This window comes from Photobacterium kishitanii, from assembly GCF_003026355.1.
Classification (GTDB): domain Bacteria; phylum Pseudomonadota; class Gammaproteobacteria; order Enterobacterales; family Vibrionaceae; genus Photobacterium; species Photobacterium kishitanii.
Genome location: NZ_PYON01000022.1, coordinates 1 through 19,779, shown reverse-complemented (window position 1 = coordinate 19,779; position 19,779 = coordinate 1). Strand labels below are relative to the sequence as shown.

The following is a 19,779-nucleotide window of genomic DNA, read 5'->3' as shown; positions in this document are numbered from 1 at the left end:
TATGCTAATCAGGTTGTCATCACGTTGTCAGATATTCTTACATCAATCTATCAGTTTGGGTTTTATTAGCCTTTTGGGCACAAATGCTCCAAAATACGTACCTTTGATAATTCGCCATATGATCAATCCTGATCGGCGTCGTGGTATCTGCGAGAAATTATATGCAACGTGATTACACCTTAAACTGCCTTTTAACCATGCCTCGACATGAATTAGAAGAATTTAGCCTTCGCGTAATAGGTCGTATGGTACCAGAAGATGTGATGCAGGAAATATTTACCTTCGATCAAGAAGAAATTGACAGCGACGAACGTCTAAAATCAACCCAGTTTGATGCGATGCTACGAATGACTGCAATTGCATTAGGGGAAGTTAATATTGCATTTTCTGATTCTGACAATGCCCAACAAAACAGTGAGCGTATGATCCGCTTACTACTATGGCATTTTTATGCAATATCTTTTCAGCTTGAAGAAGCAGTAACATTAGAACAACATTGTGCTGAAGTAGAGCAGATTTTAACCAACGCACCAGATAATGCCTTTGGCTGGGTGAGTGTCTTAACTGAATTACTGCACCGCTATGCCTCATTAAGTGAACAAAAAAGTTCATAGTAACTATTAGCTATACAAATAACAGTTTTAATAACAAAAAGGCGTACCCTTCTAGGTACGCCTTTTTTAATAATTAATTGTCGATCTTTTATTGTGAATTACACATCACTATTAATAATCGAAATCACTGTACTCCGGACTATCGAAACGCGAACGTGTCACACGACGTTTCTTCTTACCACGAGATTGCAGATCTAAATCCTGAAAATCATCTGCAAACTCAGAATTGAATTTTGATTTGCTGCCTTTGTGAAATTTTTGGTTTAACTTAGCCATTTGCGTTTCCTGAACTACATCCAGAGTAGATAATTATTAGAATAGAACACAGGCAATTGTAATGTTCTATTGTGAAAAAACAGTACTAAGTTAACGTAAAAAACATGATAGACAATCCGGTCCATGTTTCATTGTTTCTTACCTTAGCAACGTTTTTCTTAGACTAATTCAGGAATTCACTCCCGTACAACAAGTTATTTTACTGGTAATAACAAACAATTTAAATCAAATGCTTTCGATCACATTCTTGAATGGCACATCTACAATTGCATTAATTAATGCTTCTTTATCATTAGCTTCACGCCAAACTAAATATAAGCTTTGTTCCATAATTGGCGCATCTTCAACAACATACAATTCACCTAAAGCTGCGCTATTAGCAACAACGGGGGATGGGAAGTAACCAACACCACCATTTGCTAAAATATAATCTAACGCCATCTTACATGAATGAGTATGTAACACAGGCGTACGTTGTAATTCAGGTATGCGGCTGTGTTCAACTGAGAATCGAGTTCCCCAATCAAGATAAATAAGCGACATATCACGTACACTATGTACATCACAATTAGGCACATTAGTCACTAACTGTAATTGATAATCACGTACTTTTTGAACATGCAAATTTTCAATTTTTGGCGGTTCACTAGTAATAAACAAATCAATACTTTTATCAAACAACCGTTTCGCCATTCCTTCTCGCTTCACTGATTCTAAACGTAACGCCAGACCTGGCACTGTGGCATAGATACGATTGATCCAAGCAGATATACCATCAAACTCCCAAAATAAAGGTGACGCACCAATCGTCAATTGGGTATTTAAACTATCAGTTAAAGCAACGTCTTGTTTAGCTCGCCCCCAAGTTTGCAAAATAGCTTCAGCATAAGGCTGCAAACGTTCACCAGCAGCAGTAAGGTGCACATTTCCACGTTGACGAGAAAATAGCGGATTACCTAATTGTGACTCAAGCTGACGGATACGAAAGCTGACTGCAGATTGGGTCAAATATAAGTTATCTGCAGCACGACCAAAGTGACGTGTTTTGGTAACTTCCAAGAACGTTTTAAGTAATTCAGTATCCACGGCAAAATTCTCAATAATAAGAGTAGGTTAAATAGAAAAACAACGGTATATATAAGTTATTATATCGCGAATAGATTCAATATTAATATCTTGCGGGATAGTACAACCTATTATCGCTGCATATTAATCAAATATTTTCATCTTAACAATAAAAAATAATTGATTTACAACATCGCAAGTCTGGATAAATATCAGCGCAAATCACATCAAGGACTTTATGAATGAGAAGTGAAGGTAAATTTTACGACGATAAAAACTTCCCACGCGGCTTTAATCGCTCAGGGGTTTTTACTATTAGTGAAACCAGCGTGTTAGAAAACTATGGACGTTCTATGCGTGCGCTCTTTGACGGAACGACACAACCAATTGATGACTCTGAGGTTCAGTTTTTAGCTGAAGTACATGGTCAACAACAAGCCGTGTCTGAGTTTGGCAAATGCTGGATTAAATACCTAAACCACACCAGTCATAAAACACGTAGTTATACATTATGTGTGTCACAACGAGCTCATACGACAGGCTCATACGGTGACGATGATGACAGCGACAGTGGTACTGATAACGATCTCGATTATTAGACAACACTTTTAGAAACGGATTTTCAAAAAAATCGCCAACAAAATGAAGCCATCCCACTCTGTGTGATGGCTTATTTCTTTATATTAGCCTGTGTTTAATTTAACAGGCCACTTTTTGGTATAGCTATGAAAATTTGTTTTGTTATGTATCCGTGGGAACGCGTTGAAGCAGAAAACGACTCTACTTTACGTTTGATTCACGAAGCCGCAAGCCGCGGTCACACGGTTGCCATTACAACACCGAGTAACTTAACCATGCGCGACAGTATGGCAATTGCATTCTGTAACGTATTAAAAAAAGGTGAAGTCTCAAACAATATTCCAAGCTTCTACCGTAAAGCTGAATTTAATAACGCCGAGCTACCATTAGCAGGCTTTGACGTTATTTTTATGCGTGCTAACCCACCATTAGACACCATGGCGCTGAATTTTCTTGATTCAGTGCGTGATCACACTTTTATCGTTAATGATATTGACGGCCTGCGTGTAGCGAATAACAAACTTTATACCGCTTCATTGCCAGATCCAAACAAGGAATTTATTCCTGTTACTCATGTATCTAAAAACCGTGATTACCTTGAGCGTGTACTTGATGAATCACCACAAGATCGCATGATCCTGAAGCCATTAAATGGCTACGGTGGTAAAGGCGTGATCTTGATCGAGAAAAGTGCTAAATCAAGTGTGAAATCATTATTAGATTTCTATATTGGGGATGATCAGAACTACGTTATCCTACAAGACTACATTGAAGGCGCTGAGCAAGGCGATGTGCGCATCATGTTATTAAATGGTGAGCCTATTGGTGCTATGCGTCGTATCCCAGCAGAAGGCGATGTACGCTCAAATATTCATGCTGGCGGTCGCGAAGTAAAACACGTTTTAACCAAGCAAGAATTAGCGCTATGTAAACATATTGGCCCTAAATTAGTCCGCGACGGCCTTTATTTCGTCGGTCTAGATGTTATTAACGGTAAATTAGTTGAAGTTAATGTACTAAGCCCAGGCGGCATTACTCGTATTAACCGCCTAAATCGCGTGAAGTTACAACGCAATGTGCTTGATTTTGTGGAAAGCGTTGTGATTGCAAAAGAAGTTGGAATCACTCGCAAAAATGATTTTCGGAAGGTAATTGCAGATGCAGCTTACTGAGTTAGAGATTTTAGAAAAAATACGTAGTCTTACGCCATTTGAGGCGCATCTTGACGATGGTAGCTTGATGATTCGCATTAGTGAATATCAACCTTATATTGCAACTGCGATCCATAACGGTCACCAACTGCGTCAATCACTGCAATCACAGTGTGCGTTGACAGAAGAAGAACGTTATTTTGAAGAAGATCCCTTTACTGGTGACTTCATTTCCTCATTGCCGATAGTATTGCAAGGTAAGGATTCACGTTATGAGTATGATCTCAATCGTGCACCTGAAAACTGTATCTACGACGACGCATGGGGAAAAAATGTCTGGTTAGCACCTCTAAGCGATGCTGAACGTGAAATAACTTTGGCCAAACACCAAAGTTACTACCGCATTCTACAATGCTTAGTTGAGACGTTAGAGCTGCAATTTGGTTTATGCCTAATTTACGATATTCATTCGTATAACTACCAACGCATTGATACTGTAACACCAACATTTAATCTTGGTACGATGCAGGTTAACCGTCGTCGATGGCGCAAAGAAATTGATGTGTTACTTGAAGGGCTTAATACTGTTGAATTGCCTAACATTGATGTTATTGCGCTTGAAAATGATATTTTTAAAGGCCTAGGCTACCAAGCGACTTTTATTAAGCAACACTTCAAAAACACTTTAATTATGCCAATTGAAGTGAAAAAGATTTTCATGAACGAAGAAGGGGGTGAAGCTTACCCACTCGTTATTGAAAAGCTAAAAGAATCGATGAAGACAGTGATCACTGAACATGCAGCGTTCACTATCACTAAACGTACCAAAGCCAAAGGGCTAACGGGTAGTGATGTGCTTGCATCGAATCTATCTAAAGAAGTGATTAATCTTGATCGTCAGTTGTATAAAATAGCAAAAGGAATTAATACCTTAAGCTATATTAACCCAACTAACTTAAAACAAGAAAAAAGACGCTTTTTAAGTAAACCATACAGCTACCAACCACAATTTACTTATCGTCAATTGGATTTGGATCCGTATAAATTCCGTGAGCAGCTTTACCGTTTACCGGTTGAGACAATCCGTGATGCTGACGTACAAAAAATGTATCGTAAAGTCATCGATCAGTTAGCTGTTCGTATTGATCTTCTATGCAGTATTGGCACTGATGAGTTTTTATATAACTCACTGCGTTACTACGGCCAGCCAGATGAGCGTGATATTGCTAATGCTAAATTTATTTTGCATGCCTGCGAATATAAAGAACAGCAACCAGCAAACATCAGTGCTAAAGAAGCAATCGAAGCGTTTAAAATAGCGGCTGCTGAATATGATATCCCTTGTAAAGTCGTATCATCTAAGCAGTTAATTGCTCGTGCAATGGTGAGTGGCAAGGTTATCAAGGTCAACCCAAATAGTCGCTTTACTCAAGGTGACTTAGATGCCTTAATCCACCATGAGTTAGGCGTTCACCTTGTTACATCAGTCAACGCTGAAAGACAGCCACTTAAAATTCTACAATTAGGCTTACCGGGTAACACCCATACCCAAGAAGGCTTAGCGATTTTATGTGAGCATTTATCGGGTAGCTTCCCACTGCATCGTCTAAAAACATTGGCGTTACGTGTAGTTGCAGTAGAAATGATGGTCAATGGCGATAGCTTTAATGACTGCTTTAATAGTCTACGTCATGATTATGATGTGTGTGATGATGAAGCATTTACCATTACTGCACGCGCTTATCGTGGCGGTGGTTTTACTAAAGACTTCCTGTATCTACGTGGCTTAAAAGACGCAATCCAGGCTTATAAAACGGAAGACTTAACCTCATTATTCATTGGTAAAACAGGGTTTGAATTTAAACCATTGCTCGATGAATTAATTGAACGCGGAATTCTTAAAACACCAAGTTTTATGCCAAAAGCACTTTCGATTGAAGCAGAAATCGATCCAGTAATGGACTTTATGCTGAATTCAATTCGTTAATATTTGGTTATCAATAGCGATTTTCTATTGTAACTAACACTAAAAAAGCGACCATAGCGGTCGCTTTTTTATTATTAATAGTATCAACGAATTACATAGGTAAGCGTTTACTATCAACGCGAATAATAACACAAGTTAAAATAACTAACGTAACGGCAATACCGGCTAGCAATACAAACACACCATTCCAAGAATAGGCTGTTTCAATCATTGCTATTGGCGCACCAGCAAGTGCAGCACCAATGTAAGTTACACCACCTTTAAGACCCGTTGCAGCACCCGCACCATCAGCGTGAGATGCTTCAATGATACCTAATGCAAACAACATCTGTGGCGCGTAAATACCGGCACCAATAACAAAGAAACACAGCGCAACAAGTAAGTAGCTCATATGGATAGTTAAAGCAACACCGACCATACCAGCAATTAATACAAAGCAGTAAATTAAAATTGTTTTCCAACGATCGGCGCCAAAGAACTTATCAGAAATAATACCTGATGTCAGACCGCCTAAAATACCACCAGCTTCAAACCAAGCAACTAATGAGTTCGATCTAATTAAGTCCCAATGTAGGACATCAACGAAGTAAACACTCACCCAGTCACTTGAAACAGTACGAATCACATAAATACATAAATCACCACCGATCGCTAACCAAATAATCGGGTTAGTCAAAATGTAGCGTTGAAACATAACCCACATTGATAGACCAGCTTCAGAGCGCTTATTGATCTCTAATTGCTTGGTATCATTACGCCATTCACCGACATTAGGTAGACCGTAATTTTCAGGTTTACCACGCATCAAAATAGCCGCGATCAAGGCCTGTACTGCAGTAATCGCTGCTGGTACATAAAACGCATAACGCCAGTTACCTGTATAAGCAATAACAGCAGAAGCAATTAACGGTGCCAATGCGCCACCGACATTGTGGGATGTATTCCATAATGAATACCAACCACCACGCTCAGACTTTGAATACCACTGACTGATCGCTTTAGCAATCGGTGGAAAACCACAGCCTTGAACAACAGCGGTCAAACAATACAGCACTAACAGCATCGTAACGCTATTAGTCATACCAATACCAACGTTAATAATCGCAATAATGACTAACACTGGCGCTAGAAACAAACGAGGGTTAATTTTATCAGCTAAAAGACCAGAACTAAATTTTGAAAGGCCGTATAAAATATAATAAATCGATGAGGCTAAACCAAATTGAACCATGGTCATGCCTAGATCTTTCATTAATAATGGCGCAGCGGCAGCAAACGCTTTTCTTGAGATATACATCACTGTATAGGTCAAGAAAGTAGTAATAATTATTTGCCAACGAAGGCGTTTATAAGTCGCATCTAGTTTAGAATTGTTCATCAAATATGAGTCGTTCAAAGAGGTTTTTTAGAAAGCGCACAGCGTACTCTTTGACACAATTAGTTACAAATTAATTATTCGCTCATTTTCTATACTTTGGAATATTCATTCACAAGCAATATGCATAAACTTATCAGACCAGATAAAAAACCTATAAAAAACCATCATTCAGAATAAAAACCTAAATAATTAAAAATAACAGCATCTCAAGATCATCAATTGATCACTGACAGAATAATAGTTTGCTAAAAAAGCCTTCTATCTAGGTTAAAAATATAACCACCGAGCACACAACAAACATCAAAAAGATCAACATTGGCATCAAAATAGCAATAAAAAACAAACGTGATATTATTTTCTTAAACAACAACGAATAAAAATATAGTCTGTAAAAAGTAAAATTTATTTAATGTTAAATTAAACTGTACAACGTAGTAAGCATCCCTTAATGTTATAGCATATGCAGATAGAGCATCTCTGAATACCAGTTATAAATGGCCAAAGTTTAACTCCTGACAGCCTGCTCTAAATATAAAAATTTATTTTATTTCGCTTATTACTAGCCATATTAATAGAATCCGATAGCTTATAGTAATGAAAATAATAGATTATTACGATTAGTTTAATTAAATATTAATCCATATTATTAATATAGATAATCAGTTTATAATTTATTTATAAGAGTATTAATTGACACTTATCTCCAATAAGTAAAGTCATATTTAAAATAAATACTAGAATTCTCTCTCCTATTAGATCCTTAATTAAGTTTTATTGATTAAAAGTTTTAACTACATACAGGATTTAATATGAAAAAATTCATTTCATGGCTTTTTCATTCCAAAACTTACTCTTCTCCTTATGTTAGAGACTATAACGAATAAATATCGAGTGCGTTTTAACTCAATCTACAATAAAAAAGAGACAATTATAATGGTAAATAAAATTGAAGAATTAAAGGTTAGTAATGGATGGAAAAAACGTTTCCAATTATTTAATAGTATCGGTGGCTCAGAAGCTAAATCAATAATAACCTTAACCATTCATAATAAGAAATATTCAGCGTTATCGTGGTGGGATCAATCGTCATTAGTCTGTTTACTCTGGCCACTGATATTTGGTGGGTTCTGGTACTTTGCTAAGAAAATGTGGGGGAAAGGCTTTGTTTTAACTGGCTTAGTAATGCTCATCAAGAGCCTATTTATTATTACAACTTACACCTTGCATATTGAATCAATGGCTCGCTTTTATGTCTTTGGAGCGTTTGCGGTAGGAATATATTCTTATTTGGGAGCCTTTGATTATTATAAATTCAAAGTATGTAATGAGAAAATGTGGCCTGGGTTTGGGATATTTAAACGCACACCTATAATCACCTTATTTGTGATTCTATCATTATTGGTATTAGTGGCCACAATATGGTTTACCACAAAATTATAACAAAATTAGTTACATTAATTACCTCGTACTATAGAAGCTTACTCCTCTATGCATAAATACCAATTCGAAACTTATGATAGTGAGCCGTCATGTACTGATTGTGACACCATTAATTACTAAGCTCGAGCACTATTACAGCTCAATACGATTTACAATAAATAAGGCAGTATTCACTGCCTTATTTATGTATCAGTCTTTCAAGTTAATTTGCAGGTACAACACGCGTGGTACGGCCTTGTTGATAAATATCAACTCGCTGACCCACACGGAAGATCATATTAGGATCAACCTGCTGTACAACCGCAACAGTACGACCACTATCTAACTTAATAACAATATTGACGCCCTGACGTTTACTGATCGCACCACCAGCACTATTACCTAAAGCACCACCCGCAAGGGCACCACCAATTGCAGCAATATCAGAGCCTGAACCGCCACCAACTTTCGACCCTAAAATGCCACCAATAGCAGCACCAGCAAGTGTACCAATAGTACTTTCACCATCAGAGCTCATTGTTACAGCATCAAGTTTAGTAATTGTCCCAGTCAAAACCGTTTGCATAGTGCGAGCTTCACCAACATTGTAAGCATCACCATAAGGGTTTTGAGCACAGCCGACGACACCTAATGACAACATCATCGCCACAGCGACCATTACTTTTTTATTCGCCATTGATTTATGACTCAAGACAACCTCCTACTAGTTAAACGTAACTTTGCTTATTAAGTGTGGCTGTTAATTTAACATTTACCACATCTTATTTACCTAATGGCTGTCAATATAAAACAGCGTACATTTAATTGCAAAAAAAAGAGCATCAATATGCTCTTTTTATTAACATTATTACTTTATTGTCGTGATCGACGCATCAACCAATAGCTGATTGCAGTAAAACTAATAAACTGCAACCACAACTGTCCCCAGCGATCAATCTCTTGCGCAAAAGTCGCTCCAAGCTGATTGAGGCCAAGAAAACCATTAATTGCGGCAGTAGAAGGTGCAAGTTGCGCTATCACATTAATCTCAGTCGGTATGGCAGAGGGAGGCCAAATAAATCCAGCACTAAACACTAAGGGTAATGAGCTCAATAACACCACGAGTGTCACTAATTCACAACGAGGTAATAATTGTCCTAGTACCATACCTAACATGATCACCGCTAATAAAAACGGAATAGTCATCATAAGCAGATCATTAATCGACGCTAACCGATTCACACCGTAGTAGACATAGCTGAAGCCAAAGTAATACATCACTAATGGTAGATAGATTAAGGTAAACAATAGTGCACGTACTATCATTACCATCCAAACTGGATATTGCGCCCAATAGCCGGTTTTCCCCGCGGCACGTGCTTCAGTTTCAGCAGCCCCCATCATGCCAACCCCTATCAATAAAGTTTGATGAAGAATTAACACAAACACGGCGGGTACCACATAATTGATATAGCCCATCGTGACATTAAATACTGGTCGCATATTAAGCTTCATTGCTGTCGCATGCTGTGTTGCCTCGACGGCACCATCACCAGTCAACATCATACGATTTACTTTCGCTTTAATCGCTAACGCATTACCTGCACCATTTAAACCTTCAACTACGGTTCCATAAACTAAAAATAGTGCCGCATTGCCAGCATAAGCCAAAGTTGGACTGGTCCCCATCATCACATCACGATAAAAATGCTCAGGAATCACTAAAATACCGTCAACTTGACGATCTTCCAACGCGATTTTAGCAGCATTCAGACTACCAAGATGCTCAGTAATTTGAACTTGTGGGGTCGCATCAGCCATACGAATTAATTCACGACTCATTTGACTATGGTCAAGATTAACCACTGCGACTCGTTGTTCTCGCGGTAATTCATTAAGGTAAGGTAATGGATATAAAAATGAATAAAACACTACTCCACCAAAAACAGTAAACACCAGCGAGAAATTACTGAAGATAGCTTTTAGTTCATGCTTAAATAAATCACCCCAGCTCATGGCGATCTCCCTGCTGTGTCGATATCTTCGCTAATGCTTTATTTCGATGTACTAACATTACTCCCATCGCAAGTAATAAAGCACACATAAAACTACTTAACACCAATAGTTGATGCGATGCTTGATACCAGCCAGTACCATAATCAACTTGCTGTAATTGCACGTCAATATAATGGCTAACAGGTAATAATCCACGCCATACTTTAGCAATAATAGGCATATCAGCAGCAGGAAAGGTAATCCCCATAAAAGCAAATGCTGGTGCGGTATAAGCAGCAACAAAACTCATCGCTCGTGGAATTTCCATTGCGACAAAATAAATCAAACTCCCCATACTTTGACAAGCAAAAACCATTAGCACTTGAGCAAAAATTAATAATCCCCAATGGCCATGCATTGGCCAATCAAGCACGACATACATCCACCATAAAAACAAAATGCCCTGAATTAAAAACAACCCCGAATAAGCGAGTAATTTTCCCAATAACTTTTGGCATGGTGTCTGCGCTAACCAACGCCATAATCCTTGCCCACGGGCTTCATGCGCGATTGCCAACACTGTGGTTGCTACAATTAAAATTTGCCAAATGGAGGGAATAATCGCCGAAACCAAAAATTGGCCATAATGACTATTGCTATTAAATAATGGCGTTATCTGCGCTTGAATAGGCACAGCCTGTCCTAATGCTTGCAGCGGTACTGGTGATCCGGAACTCATATTCCTCATCGCTTCAACACCCGCGTTATATGTCCCTTCAACTTGCAACATTGCAGCATTAATTAATTTACCAATTAAGATAAATTGACCATTATAAAATGTTGTAATTTGTGGTGTCTCGCCAAGTTTAACGTCTTTCTCGTAATTATCGGGGATCACCACCATTGCATAAATATCATTAGCGCGCATAGCAGCACTAGCAGTGTGATCATCAGTGAACTGCCTTGTTACTGCCATGCTTGGACTCGCGTCAATATAACGCGTTAATTGACGTGACATTTGGCTGTGATCAAGATCAACCACCCCAACAGGTAAGTTCCGCGCAATACCCGTGGCAAAAATCGCCCACATAGTAAGAAACAGTATTGCAGGTAGCCATACCACCAATGCTCGCAACCATTTATCTTGCCAGATAGTGCGCCACTCAGTTTTTATTGCTGAATATACAACCATATCATTACTCAACAATCACACTCATACCAACTCGTAAACCCTCAATAGGCTGAGTTGGGCGAGCTTCAACTTCAAACGTTCGCATATCAAAACCTTTGGCTGTATCGGTTGCACGCCAAGTTGCGAAATCCCCCATGACCGCCACATGCGTGACTTTCAGCTGATAACTTTTATTACCTAAAGCGGGAATAGTAACCTTAAACGTTTTACCTTCTTGGTAATCTTTAAGTTTATCTTCTCGAACATTAAATACTGCCCACGCATCGCTAATATCGATAATATTAACCACAGGGAAACCTTGTGGCGCTAACTCTCCATCATGTAATAAGACTTGTGACACTTCGCCTTTATGCCAACTACTGACTTTAGTATCCGCGACATAAGCTTGAACCTCTGCCACTGCACCTGCTGCCATTTTAACTTTTTCTTGAGCAGCACGTTTAGTCTCAACCCGTGCACCTTCTTTGGCCATTTGATACATTTGATAAGCCGCACTTTCAGTAAATTGAGCAGCTCGCCACTGGGTGTATACTTCATCACGCTTTTGTTCTGCTAACACACCATCGTTATAAAGATTATTGATTCTGACATACGTTTTTTGCATTAAGGCAGCAGCAGCTTTCGCTTTTCCCCATTGATCTTTAGCGGCAGCGATTTGTTGGATACGCGCACCTTTTTCCGCTTCTTGTGCTAATGCACCTGCGGCTTGCTCACCAGCTTGGGCTTGTTCTAATTTAGCATCAATTTCAGGGCTTAAAAGTGTAAAAATCAATTGTCCAGGTTGTACTTCATCACCTTTGCGAACTAATACTTTATCAATACGGCCTGGCACTTTTGAGGCGATATTATATTGTTGAGCTTCAATTTGACCTTGCATACGTTCAGGTTGAGGTTGGTAAGCATGCCAGAAGGTATAGCCGATCCATCCAACCACAGCGATAACAGGAATAGCGACAGCAATTGCTTTTAACTTACTCATTATAATTTGACCTCTATCCCTTGATATTGCTGATAATTTTTAAATGTATTCATCTCACCACTAATGGCAAGTAAACGGGTTAAACACGCTACATATTGATAAGCTGCCGCTAAGCGTTGGGTTTTAATACTGGCCACAAATAACTCAGCATCAACCACATCTAATGACGTTGACAACCCCTGCCCAAATGCTTTTTCACGCAATGCACTATTTTCATTCGCCAGTGCCAAGCTAGACGCTAAACCGTTATATTCTTCTAAGGCTTGTTTAGCTTCACGATAGGTTTTTTCAACCAAGACCGTTAAATCTTGCTGAGCTTGTGCTTGTAAATGATTCACTTGCGTTACCATTGAATGGGCAGCACTTAATTTTCCTGAACGACCAGAATTATCAATCAGTGGCACACTCACCCCCACACCCACAGCCCAATCAGGTGCCATCGTGGCAGCTAAACTACCGCTATCATGTAAGTTATAATCACCGTATAAGTACACTTCAGGGTAATACTTACCTTTTTCGACATCAATCAGCCCACCAGCTTGTTTACGTTTGGCATCTAAAATATGCAAACCTGGATAGGTGGCTAAGGTTTTATCGACAAAAGCAGACATCGGTGGCAACGAATTATTAATAAATAATCCAGTAGATGGCGTCACAGGTGTCGATTGCTTTAAGAGCTGAGTTAACGCCACTTGCGCTATTTCTAAGTCACGAAGTGAGCTCTGACGTTCAACTTTGGCTTTATCATAAGCAACTTGTGCTTGTAGGCGCTCAACACGGGCAATTTGACCTTGTTGTTCAAGCTTTACTGCATGTTGATAATGACGTTTTAAACCGTTTTCAACTTCAGTACGTGTTTGTAATACATTTTTAGCGAGTACCACACCAAAATAAAAACGTGATAAATCTTCAAACTTTGCCTGTTGTTGCATCGCTAACATATATTTAGCTTGGTCGGTTTTACCTTGCGCAATATCTTGAGCGGCGTTAATTCGCCCACCGGTAAAGATTGGCCATATCGCCCGAATCGAACTAGTAAATACATCCCGATCAGAAATAGTTGACGTAAAAGCAGAATTTAATTGTGAATTAGAAACAATATTATTAATAATTTTACCGATCTCAGTATTTGAGGCAGGCATACTGCTAAAAACATCTGAAGGCGACAATTTAATATCATGATCTAAGTGGGTGTAATTCGCTCCCACAGTTACTTTGGGTAAATACAAATCTTTAGCAGCATCTTGCATGTATTGCGCTTGTTCAACACTGGCGCGATCTGCTGCTAAACCATCATTTGTTGTTACAACAGTATGCCAAGCATCATTAAAACTCACTGGCGCTGCATACGCTGTCGGTACGATTGCCAACAGTACAATTGTCAATTGCTTCACCATCAATGGCCTTATTTTCATGTACTAACCCTTACGTTCTTTCCTAGCCAATGCGCCACCACAAATATAGAGCATATACTCTAAAACAGTAAATTTTAGCAGCTTCTTTATAATATTACTCCATTTTAATTACTTATCTAACTGACATAGATACTAATTTCATAATGGCTTATAAATAAAATAGCCCACAATCAATGTGGGCTATTTATATTTAGTCATAAAACTAATCGTCATCAAATCAATAATACTTAACGGGCTAGACGAATTAATGAACGTCCTAATAGACACTCTAATTCGACAATACTTTGCTTGCCATAACGTTGTTCACACAGTGTAAACAACCGTTCGATACCGCGATGAGCAAATTCATGAGATGTTTCAGCTGAAGAAATATGGTGAAACAATAATCGTAAAATAGCCCGAAAATTTTCATCTTCTAATGCAGCAGACCAACTTATTGCAAATGCCTGCAAATCGCCTGTTAGATCCAATTTATCAACAAAGAGATGGTAGATACGCTCATCAAGTGCGTGAGCAAAATCTTGCTTTTTAGGGAAGTGGTGGCTAATACCTGTTCTTGATATTCCAGTTTGGTTACTCAAGGTTGTGTACGACATTTTATCGTAACCTAACGTCAGTATTTGCTCTATTACTGCATCCATAATAGTCTGAATGGTGATTTCGGTGTCTTCTTTACTACGCTTTGGCATAATGCGTTGACTCTGTTCTAATCATTTTATGCAACGGTAATACCCTTGACGCTTAATAATAACGTCAAGAATATTGGTTCGCTGTAGTATTACAAAATGCTTTTCGGTTAACTAGGGTTTAACCACATAATTAACGATTAAATTTTCTCGCATGTTGTTCAATATCACGATATAAAATTTTAGTCCAATAAGGTTGGGAGTTAGCGGCTAACAATTTACCTTTTCTAGGATCATGTGGACTAATTAATACTTCGATATTATCAATGCCTGTTCGTTCGGCTAATAAAAACAGTTCTTCAATCGCATAATCCCCCATCGCTAAACATCCGACTGAGGCTTGTTTACCATGAATAAAAATATTACTGCCCGGCGCATGACGCCCCTCTAATTGTGCGTACTTGCGATCAAATGCATTAGGGTAATTAAGCTTCATTGATAAATGATAACGGCTATTAGGATTTAGCAACGATACTTGATAAACACCTTCAGGCACCTGCTTATCACCTTCGCGCATTTTAGGCCCCGTATGACCACTCATTTTTTTGATATCATAACGTTTAACGTATAACCACTTACCATTTTCTTTCGCCCACAACTCAACATTGCGTTCTTGTTTCATGGCAAATAGAGCGATATTTTGAGGTGGGTAGGTTAATCCAACATTTTCAAAATAGCGTTTTAATCTTGGTTCAACAAAAGGTGTATAACGATTCATAACATCAGTAACAGTACGACTACCTGCGGGTGGGTATAGAGCATATGTTGATGATGGTGATGGTATATATAACGACTCTGCCTGTACGTACTCTATTGGTAATAGCACTAGCATTAATGGACAAATAACTTTCTTTAGCACACTACCCTCAATGATAATTTTCTACACGCATAACATTACGGTAATTTACGTAATAACCAACCTGAATCGCGCTAGTTTACCTGAACTCCTGATTAAATAACCATCACTTTATATTCACATTGTGGATAAATCGTAAACTTGTACAGCAGCAGTGATCTAACCGTCTAAAATCTTTACAATAGCTACCACCAATTATAATCATTCAAAAATGAGACGATTTTGCATACGTTAGAACAATTACGCTTAGGCCAGCTTAAAGGCATTACTCATTTAACATTAAGTGAACAGCTGACCCAATTTCCAGAAGAGATTCTAACGCTTGCAAACAGCTTAGAAATATTAGATCTGACCAATAACCAATTAACGCATTTGCCTGATAGTTTCAGTCAATTGACTAAATTGCGTATTATTTTTATTTCAAACAACAACTTTACAGAACTACCCACTATTTTAGGCGCGTGTCCCAATCTGGAAATGATAGGCTTCAAATCAAATCAAATCGCCACCGTTGCAGCAAACGCACTGCCTAAAAAATTACGCTGGCTAATCTTAACTGACAATAAAATAACCGCTCTTCCTGAAGCGATTGGCGACTGCATCCGTTTACAAAAGTTAGCCTTAGCAGGTAATGCACTGACAGCACTACCGCTAACTATGAATAAATTAGTTAACTTACAGCTAATACGATTGTCAGCTAATGCACTCACTACATTTCCAAACCAATTACTTAACCTCCCTAAGCTAGCTTGGTTGGCTTTTTCGGGTAATGATTTCAACCGCCATCAACATGTTGATAATCCACTGCCGACGGTTGCTTCAACAGATTACCAACTAGATAAAATATTGGGTCAAGGCGCTTCTGGGGTAATTTCATTAGCTCAGTGGCTATCAAACCCTCATCAACTTGATAAAAATATCGCGGTTAAAGTTTTTAAAGGACAAGTAACCTCAGATGGTTACCCACAGGATGAATTAAATGCTTGCTTAAAAACAGGGTCTCATACGAATTTAGTCGCATCATTGGCACAAGTAAATGAACCTAATTATCTCGCCTTGATAATGGCTTTAATTCCACCGCATTATCATAACCTCGGCTTACCACCAACATTCACGACCTGTACTCGAGATACATTTCCAGCCCAATTTACACTGTCAATTGAAGCCATATCAAAAATTGTTGAACAAATGGAAGCTGTCATTAACCATATGCAAGCCCAAGGAGTTGCCCATGGTGATATTTATGCGCATAACGTATTAGTCGACGACAATGCTAACATTTTAGTTGGCGATTTTGGCGCAGCTTCAATTTATGATGATCTGTCACCAGAACAACAACAAAAAATAGCCGCTATTGAGTGGCGAGCAGTAGGATATTTTATCGAAGATTTGCTGTCGGTTTGCCAAATTGAAGATCAACACACAACGCTATATCACCAATTACATGCCCTAGCCCACTCTTATATTGCGGCTTAATTATCATTATTTAACCATTTCCCCCTTACTCAATTTATACACTTAACATAAATTGAGTAAGTTAATAAGCTGACTTTCATACATCCGTTTAAATAAAAATCCATAAAATTCAATACAATAAAAAGAAACACACGTCAGGCACTTATGGTCATTACTAAACAATTAGCATAATAATTCTTGACTATCGTTTATATAACGACTTAGATTTAACATATTAGCAACATAAATAATTCACGGCCAATTTGTAAACGGAGTACTTATGGCTCAACTACAAACACCTGCTGACATGATCATCAAATGGGCCAATGAACGCCCTAACGATATTTATTTAAAGCAAATTATCAATCGTGAATTTGTTAATTACACCTTCGCTAGTGTTGCGGATAAAGCCCAACGTCTAGTAACAGCACTTCAAAAATTAGGAATTCAACCAGGCGATCGTATAGCATTAATCTCTAAAAATTGTGCTGAATGGTTTATTTGTGATTTAGCCATGATGCTCGGTGGCTATGTGAGTGTGCCAATATTTCCGACTGCCAGTGCTGACACCATTGCTCATTGTATTGACCATAGTGATGCAAAATTGATCATTATTGGAAAACTCGACAGTCCAACAGCTATCAATGAGGTGGTAAGCACTCATTCACAGTTACCTACTATCGCTTTTTCTTATCCAGGTACACCTGCATGTCAGTTCCAATTAAACGATCTGCTTGAACAGTATTTACCAACGTCAGAACGTCGCTCGCACCATGACACCGATTTAATGTCAATTGTGTATACATCGGGTACATCTGGCATGCCAAAAGGCGCAATGCTAACCTATGGTGCATTTGTCTGGTCATCACAAAAAATCATTGAACATATTGGTTTAGAAGACAACGAACGTTTATTTTCATATTTACCGCTCGCACATATTACCGAACGGGTTTATATTTTTGGCGCTTCGATTATGTCAGGACTACAAGTCGCATTTCCTGAATCTCTCGATACTTTTATTGATGATGTGAAAATGCATCGTCCAACCGTTTTTGTTTCGGTGCCACGTTTATGGACCTTATTCCAACAACGGATACAAGATAAACTTCCCCAAGCTAAATTAAATATCCTGCTAAAGGTTCCTTTAGTATCAACATTTATTAAAAGTAAATTAGCTCAAGGATTAGGATTAGACCAAGCGCGTGTACTTGGCTGTGGATCTGCACCAGTATCTGCAGGCTTATTACATTGGTATGAAAGTATTGGCCTCAATATTACCGAAGCATGGGGCATGACGGAGTCATTTGCTTACAGTACCCTCAACCACCCCTATCGCAGTGATAAAATAGGTACCGTCGGTAATGCAGGCCCTGGAATTGAATTAAAAATAGCAGCAGATAAAGAAATTCTTGTTCGTAGTAAAGGTCTATTTAGTGGCTATTACAATAATCCTCAAGCAACGCAAGAAAGCTTTGATAACGATGGCTGGTTATATACTGGTGATATCGGTGATTTAGACGATGACGGCTATTTAACTATCCAAGGGCGTAAAAAAGATACTTTCAAAACAGCCAAAGGTAAATTTGTATCTCCAGTACCGATTGAAAAACGCTTCATGGAACTCGGTAACTTTGAGATGGTGTGCTTAGTCGGTTCAGGGATGTCAGCACCAATATTGTTAGCCGTTGCTCATAATTACCCAAATCTTAATCGGGCTCGCTATGAAAAAAAACTACTCGCCATTTTAGTTAAAATAAATAACGAACTAGAGTCCCATCAAAAAATCAAAGGTGTATTGATGGTTAAAGAACCGTGGACTATTGAAAATGATATATTAACACCAACATTAAAAATTAAACGTCATGTACTAGAGCAACATTACGCAACAATTGATGATAATTGGAATAATGAACAACTAATAAAATGGAAATAATAAATAGTATTTTCAAATTTAAGTACTAAATCCAATAATAGATTTAGTACTTATTATATATATTATCTTATTTTTCACTGGCTTTAACACTTCCCGTATTAAGCCATTCAACCATATTGAAATATTTTTCAAAAGTACGATACATAGCAAAAAGAGGTGTTGTAATTTCACCTTTTTCATCATAGCAATAAATAAAGTTATTCGCATTTGAACGGTTTTGTGCCGAGAAGAAAATTGCACGATCTTTATCTATATTCAAAAAAGTATCAACATCGCTCTCATCGCATAGATCACGATCAGACATAGTAAAGAATAAGTTATCAAAGTTAACACGCTGCTTACGGCGATCCCACTTTTCTTTTGCTAATGAAAAATTTTGATCATGAATAAAGTGAATTTCAACATCATCTAGATGCGCAACAACATAGTCACATTTACCGGCATACTTTGATTCAGGAACTTCAACAAGTTCTTGTAAAAAATAGTATTTTAGATCCTGACAAAATTTAACATAACAACTAGAATAAAAGAAACAATCAACTGTAGGTGAGTTAAATGGTTGATCTAAATCGCTGCAAGTAATACCACCAATACAGTTATTGGAAATAATACTAAAATTTTTATTCGTTAGTTTTTTCTTATGTTTATCATTCACATAAGATCGATAAACTCTAAATAAGGTTCTCTTATAAACGTATGCTATAACTCGTTGAATCATTGATTATCCTTGAGGATTTTTAAAATATAAAAATTAACTATTATTTATTATATAAATTATACCAAGACAAAACAAACAAAT

Annotated in this window: 18 protein-coding genes; 7 read left to right on the top strand and 11 right to left on the bottom strand. The window is 38.0% G+C overall.

The window, feature by feature from the left end:
• The first annotated feature begins 161 nt into the window (after positions 1-161).
• Positions 162-614, top strand: a complete 453-nt coding sequence (locus C0W29_RS18515) for a hypothetical protein (protein ID WP_036791429.1) — start codon at positions 162-164, stop codon at positions 612-614.
• A 111-nt stretch (positions 615-725) separates the two neighbouring features.
• Here C0W29_RS18515 and C0W29_RS21770 read toward each other — a convergent pair whose 3' ends face one another.
• On the bottom strand, positions 726-890 hold the full coding sequence (locus C0W29_RS21770) for a hypothetical protein (protein ID WP_162836320.1): 165 nt from the start codon (positions 888-890) through the stop codon (positions 726-728).
• A 225-nt stretch (positions 891-1,115) separates the two neighbouring features.
• Complete coding sequence (hdfR, locus tag C0W29_RS18510) at positions 1,116-1,976, bottom strand: HTH-type transcriptional regulator HdfR (protein WP_045042940.1); 861 nt, start codon at positions 1,974-1,976, stop codon at positions 1,116-1,118.
• A 221-nt stretch (positions 1,977-2,197) separates the two neighbouring features.
• Here hdfR and C0W29_RS18505 point away from each other — a divergent pair, with 221 nt between their 5' ends.
• From C0W29_RS18505 to C0W29_RS18495, 3 genes are all read left to right on the top strand, one after another.
• A complete protein-coding gene (locus tag C0W29_RS18505) occupies positions 2,198-2,554 on the top strand; it encodes a MaoP family protein (protein WP_036791434.1) in 357 nt (118 codons plus the stop codon).
• Positions 2,555-2,680: 126 nt separating this feature from the next.
• Positions 2,681-3,706 carry a glutathione synthase gene (gene gshB, locus C0W29_RS18500; RefSeq protein WP_036791437.1) on the top strand — a complete coding sequence of 342 codons (1,026 nt, stop codon included), beginning with the start codon at positions 2,681-2,683 and terminating at the stop codon, positions 3,704-3,706.
• Positions 3,693-5,672: a flavohemoglobin expression-modulating QEGLA motif protein gene (locus C0W29_RS18495; protein WP_045042939.1), complete on the top strand. Its 1,980-nt coding sequence runs from the start codon at positions 3,693-3,695 to the stop codon at positions 5,670-5,672. Before gshB ends, C0W29_RS18495 begins: the two co-directional genes overlap by 14 nt.
• A 91-nt stretch (positions 5,673-5,763) precedes the next feature.
• Here C0W29_RS18495 and C0W29_RS18490 read toward each other — a convergent pair whose 3' ends face one another.
• A complete protein-coding gene (locus C0W29_RS18490; RefSeq protein WP_036791441.1) occupies positions 5,764-7,050 on the bottom strand; it encodes an MFS transporter in 1,287 nt (428 codons plus the stop codon).
• A 933-nt stretch (positions 7,051-7,983) separates the two neighbouring features.
• On the opposite strand from C0W29_RS18490, the gene C0W29_RS18485 reads away from it, so the two are divergent.
• Positions 7,984-8,490 carry a hypothetical protein gene (locus tag C0W29_RS18485; RefSeq protein WP_045042938.1) on the top strand — a complete coding sequence of 169 codons (507 nt, stop codon included), beginning with the start codon at positions 7,984-7,986 and terminating at the stop codon, positions 8,488-8,490.
• Between the two features lie 202 nt (positions 8,491-8,692).
• Here C0W29_RS18485 and C0W29_RS18480 read toward each other — a convergent pair whose 3' ends face one another.
• The 7 genes from C0W29_RS18480 to C0W29_RS18450 all read right to left on the bottom strand — a co-directional run bounded on the left by C0W29_RS18480 (position 8,693) and on the right by C0W29_RS18450 (position 15,595).
• On the bottom strand, positions 8,693-9,166 hold the full coding sequence (locus C0W29_RS18480) for an outer membrane lipoprotein (RefSeq protein ID WP_036791446.1): 474 nt from the start codon (positions 9,164-9,166) through the stop codon (positions 8,693-8,695).
• Positions 9,167-9,342: 176 nt separating this feature from the next.
• On the bottom strand, positions 9,343-10,485 hold the full coding sequence (locus tag C0W29_RS18475) for an ABC transporter permease (protein ID WP_045042937.1): 1,143 nt from the start codon (positions 10,483-10,485) through the stop codon (positions 9,343-9,345).
• The gene (locus C0W29_RS18470; protein ID WP_045045601.1) at positions 10,472-11,656 is read right to left on the bottom strand and encodes an ABC transporter permease; all 1,185 of its coding nucleotides are present in this window, start codon (positions 11,654-11,656) and stop codon (positions 10,472-10,474) included. The genes C0W29_RS18475 and C0W29_RS18470 overlap by 14 nt, the downstream gene beginning before the upstream one ends.
• A 4-nt stretch (positions 11,657-11,660) precedes the next feature.
• On the bottom strand, positions 11,661-12,635 hold the full coding sequence (locus tag C0W29_RS18465) for an HlyD family secretion protein (protein ID WP_036791451.1): 975 nt from the start codon (positions 12,633-12,635) through the stop codon (positions 11,661-11,663).
• Entirely contained in the window at positions 12,635-14,050 is a 1,416-nt protein-coding gene (locus tag C0W29_RS18460) for a TolC family protein (RefSeq protein WP_045045589.1), read from the bottom strand. Before C0W29_RS18460 ends, C0W29_RS18465 begins: the two co-directional genes overlap by 1 nt.
• A 227-nt stretch (positions 14,051-14,277) precedes the next feature.
• The gene (locus tag C0W29_RS18455) at positions 14,278-14,739 is read right to left on the bottom strand and encodes a TetR family transcriptional regulator (protein WP_036791457.1); all 462 of its coding nucleotides are present in this window, start codon (positions 14,737-14,739) and stop codon (positions 14,278-14,280) included.
• A gap of 130 nt (positions 14,740-14,869) precedes the next feature.
• Positions 14,870-15,595 carry a L,D-transpeptidase family protein gene (locus C0W29_RS18450; protein WP_045045588.1) on the bottom strand — a complete coding sequence of 242 codons (726 nt, stop codon included), beginning with the start codon at positions 15,593-15,595 and terminating at the stop codon, positions 14,870-14,872.
• 219 nt (positions 15,596-15,814) lie between these two features.
• On the opposite strand from C0W29_RS18450, the gene C0W29_RS18445 reads away from it, so the two are divergent.
• Positions 15,815-17,068: a leucine-rich repeat-containing protein kinase family protein gene (locus C0W29_RS18445; RefSeq protein WP_045045587.1), complete on the top strand. Its 1,254-nt coding sequence runs from the start codon at positions 15,815-15,817 to the stop codon at positions 17,066-17,068.
• Between the two features lie 286 nt (positions 17,069-17,354).
• Positions 17,355-18,980, top strand: a complete 1,626-nt coding sequence (locus tag C0W29_RS18440) for an AMP-binding protein (protein ID WP_173425434.1) — start codon at positions 17,355-17,357, stop codon at positions 18,978-18,980.
• Between the two features lie 67 nt (positions 18,981-19,047).
• Here C0W29_RS18440 and C0W29_RS18435 read toward each other — a convergent pair whose 3' ends face one another.
• Positions 19,048-19,698, bottom strand: a complete 651-nt coding sequence (locus tag C0W29_RS18435) for a DUF1919 domain-containing protein (protein ID WP_052671706.1) — start codon at positions 19,696-19,698, stop codon at positions 19,048-19,050.
• Positions 19,699-19,779: the final 81 nt, after the last annotated feature.

Excerpts from the sequence above, each read along its gene's own strand:
- C0W29_RS18515 (WP_036791429.1), top strand. The coding sequence starts at position 162 with ATGCAACGTGATTACACCTTAAACTGCCTTTTAACCATGCCTCGACAT.
- C0W29_RS21770 (WP_162836320.1), bottom strand. The coding sequence starts at position 890 with ATGGCTAAGTTAAACCAAAAATTTCACAAAGGCAGCAAATCAAAATTC.
- C0W29_RS18505 (WP_036791434.1), top strand. The coding sequence starts at position 2,198 with ATGAGAAGTGAAGGTAAATTTTACGACGATAAAAACTTCCCACGCGGC.
- gshB (WP_036791437.1), top strand. The coding sequence starts at position 2,681 with ATGAAAATTTGTTTTGTTATGTATCCGTGGGAACGCGTTGAAGCAGAA.
- C0W29_RS18495 (WP_045042939.1), top strand. The coding sequence starts at position 3,693 with ATGCAGCTTACTGAGTTAGAGATTTTAGAAAAAATACGTAGTCTTACG.
- C0W29_RS18490 (WP_036791441.1), bottom strand. The coding sequence starts at position 7,050 with ATGAACAATTCTAAACTAGATGCGACTTATAAACGCCTTCGTTGGCAA.
- C0W29_RS18485 (WP_045042938.1), top strand. The coding sequence starts at position 7,984 with ATGGTAAATAAAATTGAAGAATTAAAGGTTAGTAATGGATGGAAAAAA.
- C0W29_RS18480 (WP_036791446.1), bottom strand. The coding sequence starts at position 9,166 with ATGGCGAATAAAAAAGTAATGGTCGCTGTGGCGATGATGTTGTCATTA.
- C0W29_RS18475 (WP_045042937.1), bottom strand. The coding sequence starts at position 10,485 with ATGAGCTGGGGTGATTTATTTAAGCATGAACTAAAAGCTATCTTCAGT.
- C0W29_RS18470 (WP_045045601.1), bottom strand. The coding sequence starts at position 11,656 with ATGGTTGTATATTCAGCAATAAAAACTGAGTGGCGCACTATCTGGCAA.
- C0W29_RS18465 (WP_036791451.1), bottom strand. The coding sequence starts at position 12,635 with ATGAGTAAGTTAAAAGCAATTGCTGTCGCTATTCCTGTTATCGCTGTG.
- C0W29_RS18460 (WP_045045589.1), bottom strand. The coding sequence starts at position 14,050 with ATGAAAATAAGGCCATTGATGGTGAAGCAATTGACAATTGTACTGTTG.
- C0W29_RS18455 (WP_036791457.1), bottom strand. The coding sequence starts at position 14,739 with ATGCCAAAGCGTAGTAAAGAAGACACCGAAATCACCATTCAGACTATT.
- C0W29_RS18440 (WP_173425434.1), top strand. The coding sequence starts at position 17,355 with ATGATCATCAAATGGGCCAATGAACGCCCTAACGATATTTATTTAAAG.
- C0W29_RS18435 (WP_052671706.1), bottom strand. The coding sequence starts at position 19,698 with ATGATTCAACGAGTTATAGCATACGTTTATAAGAGAACCTTATTTAGA.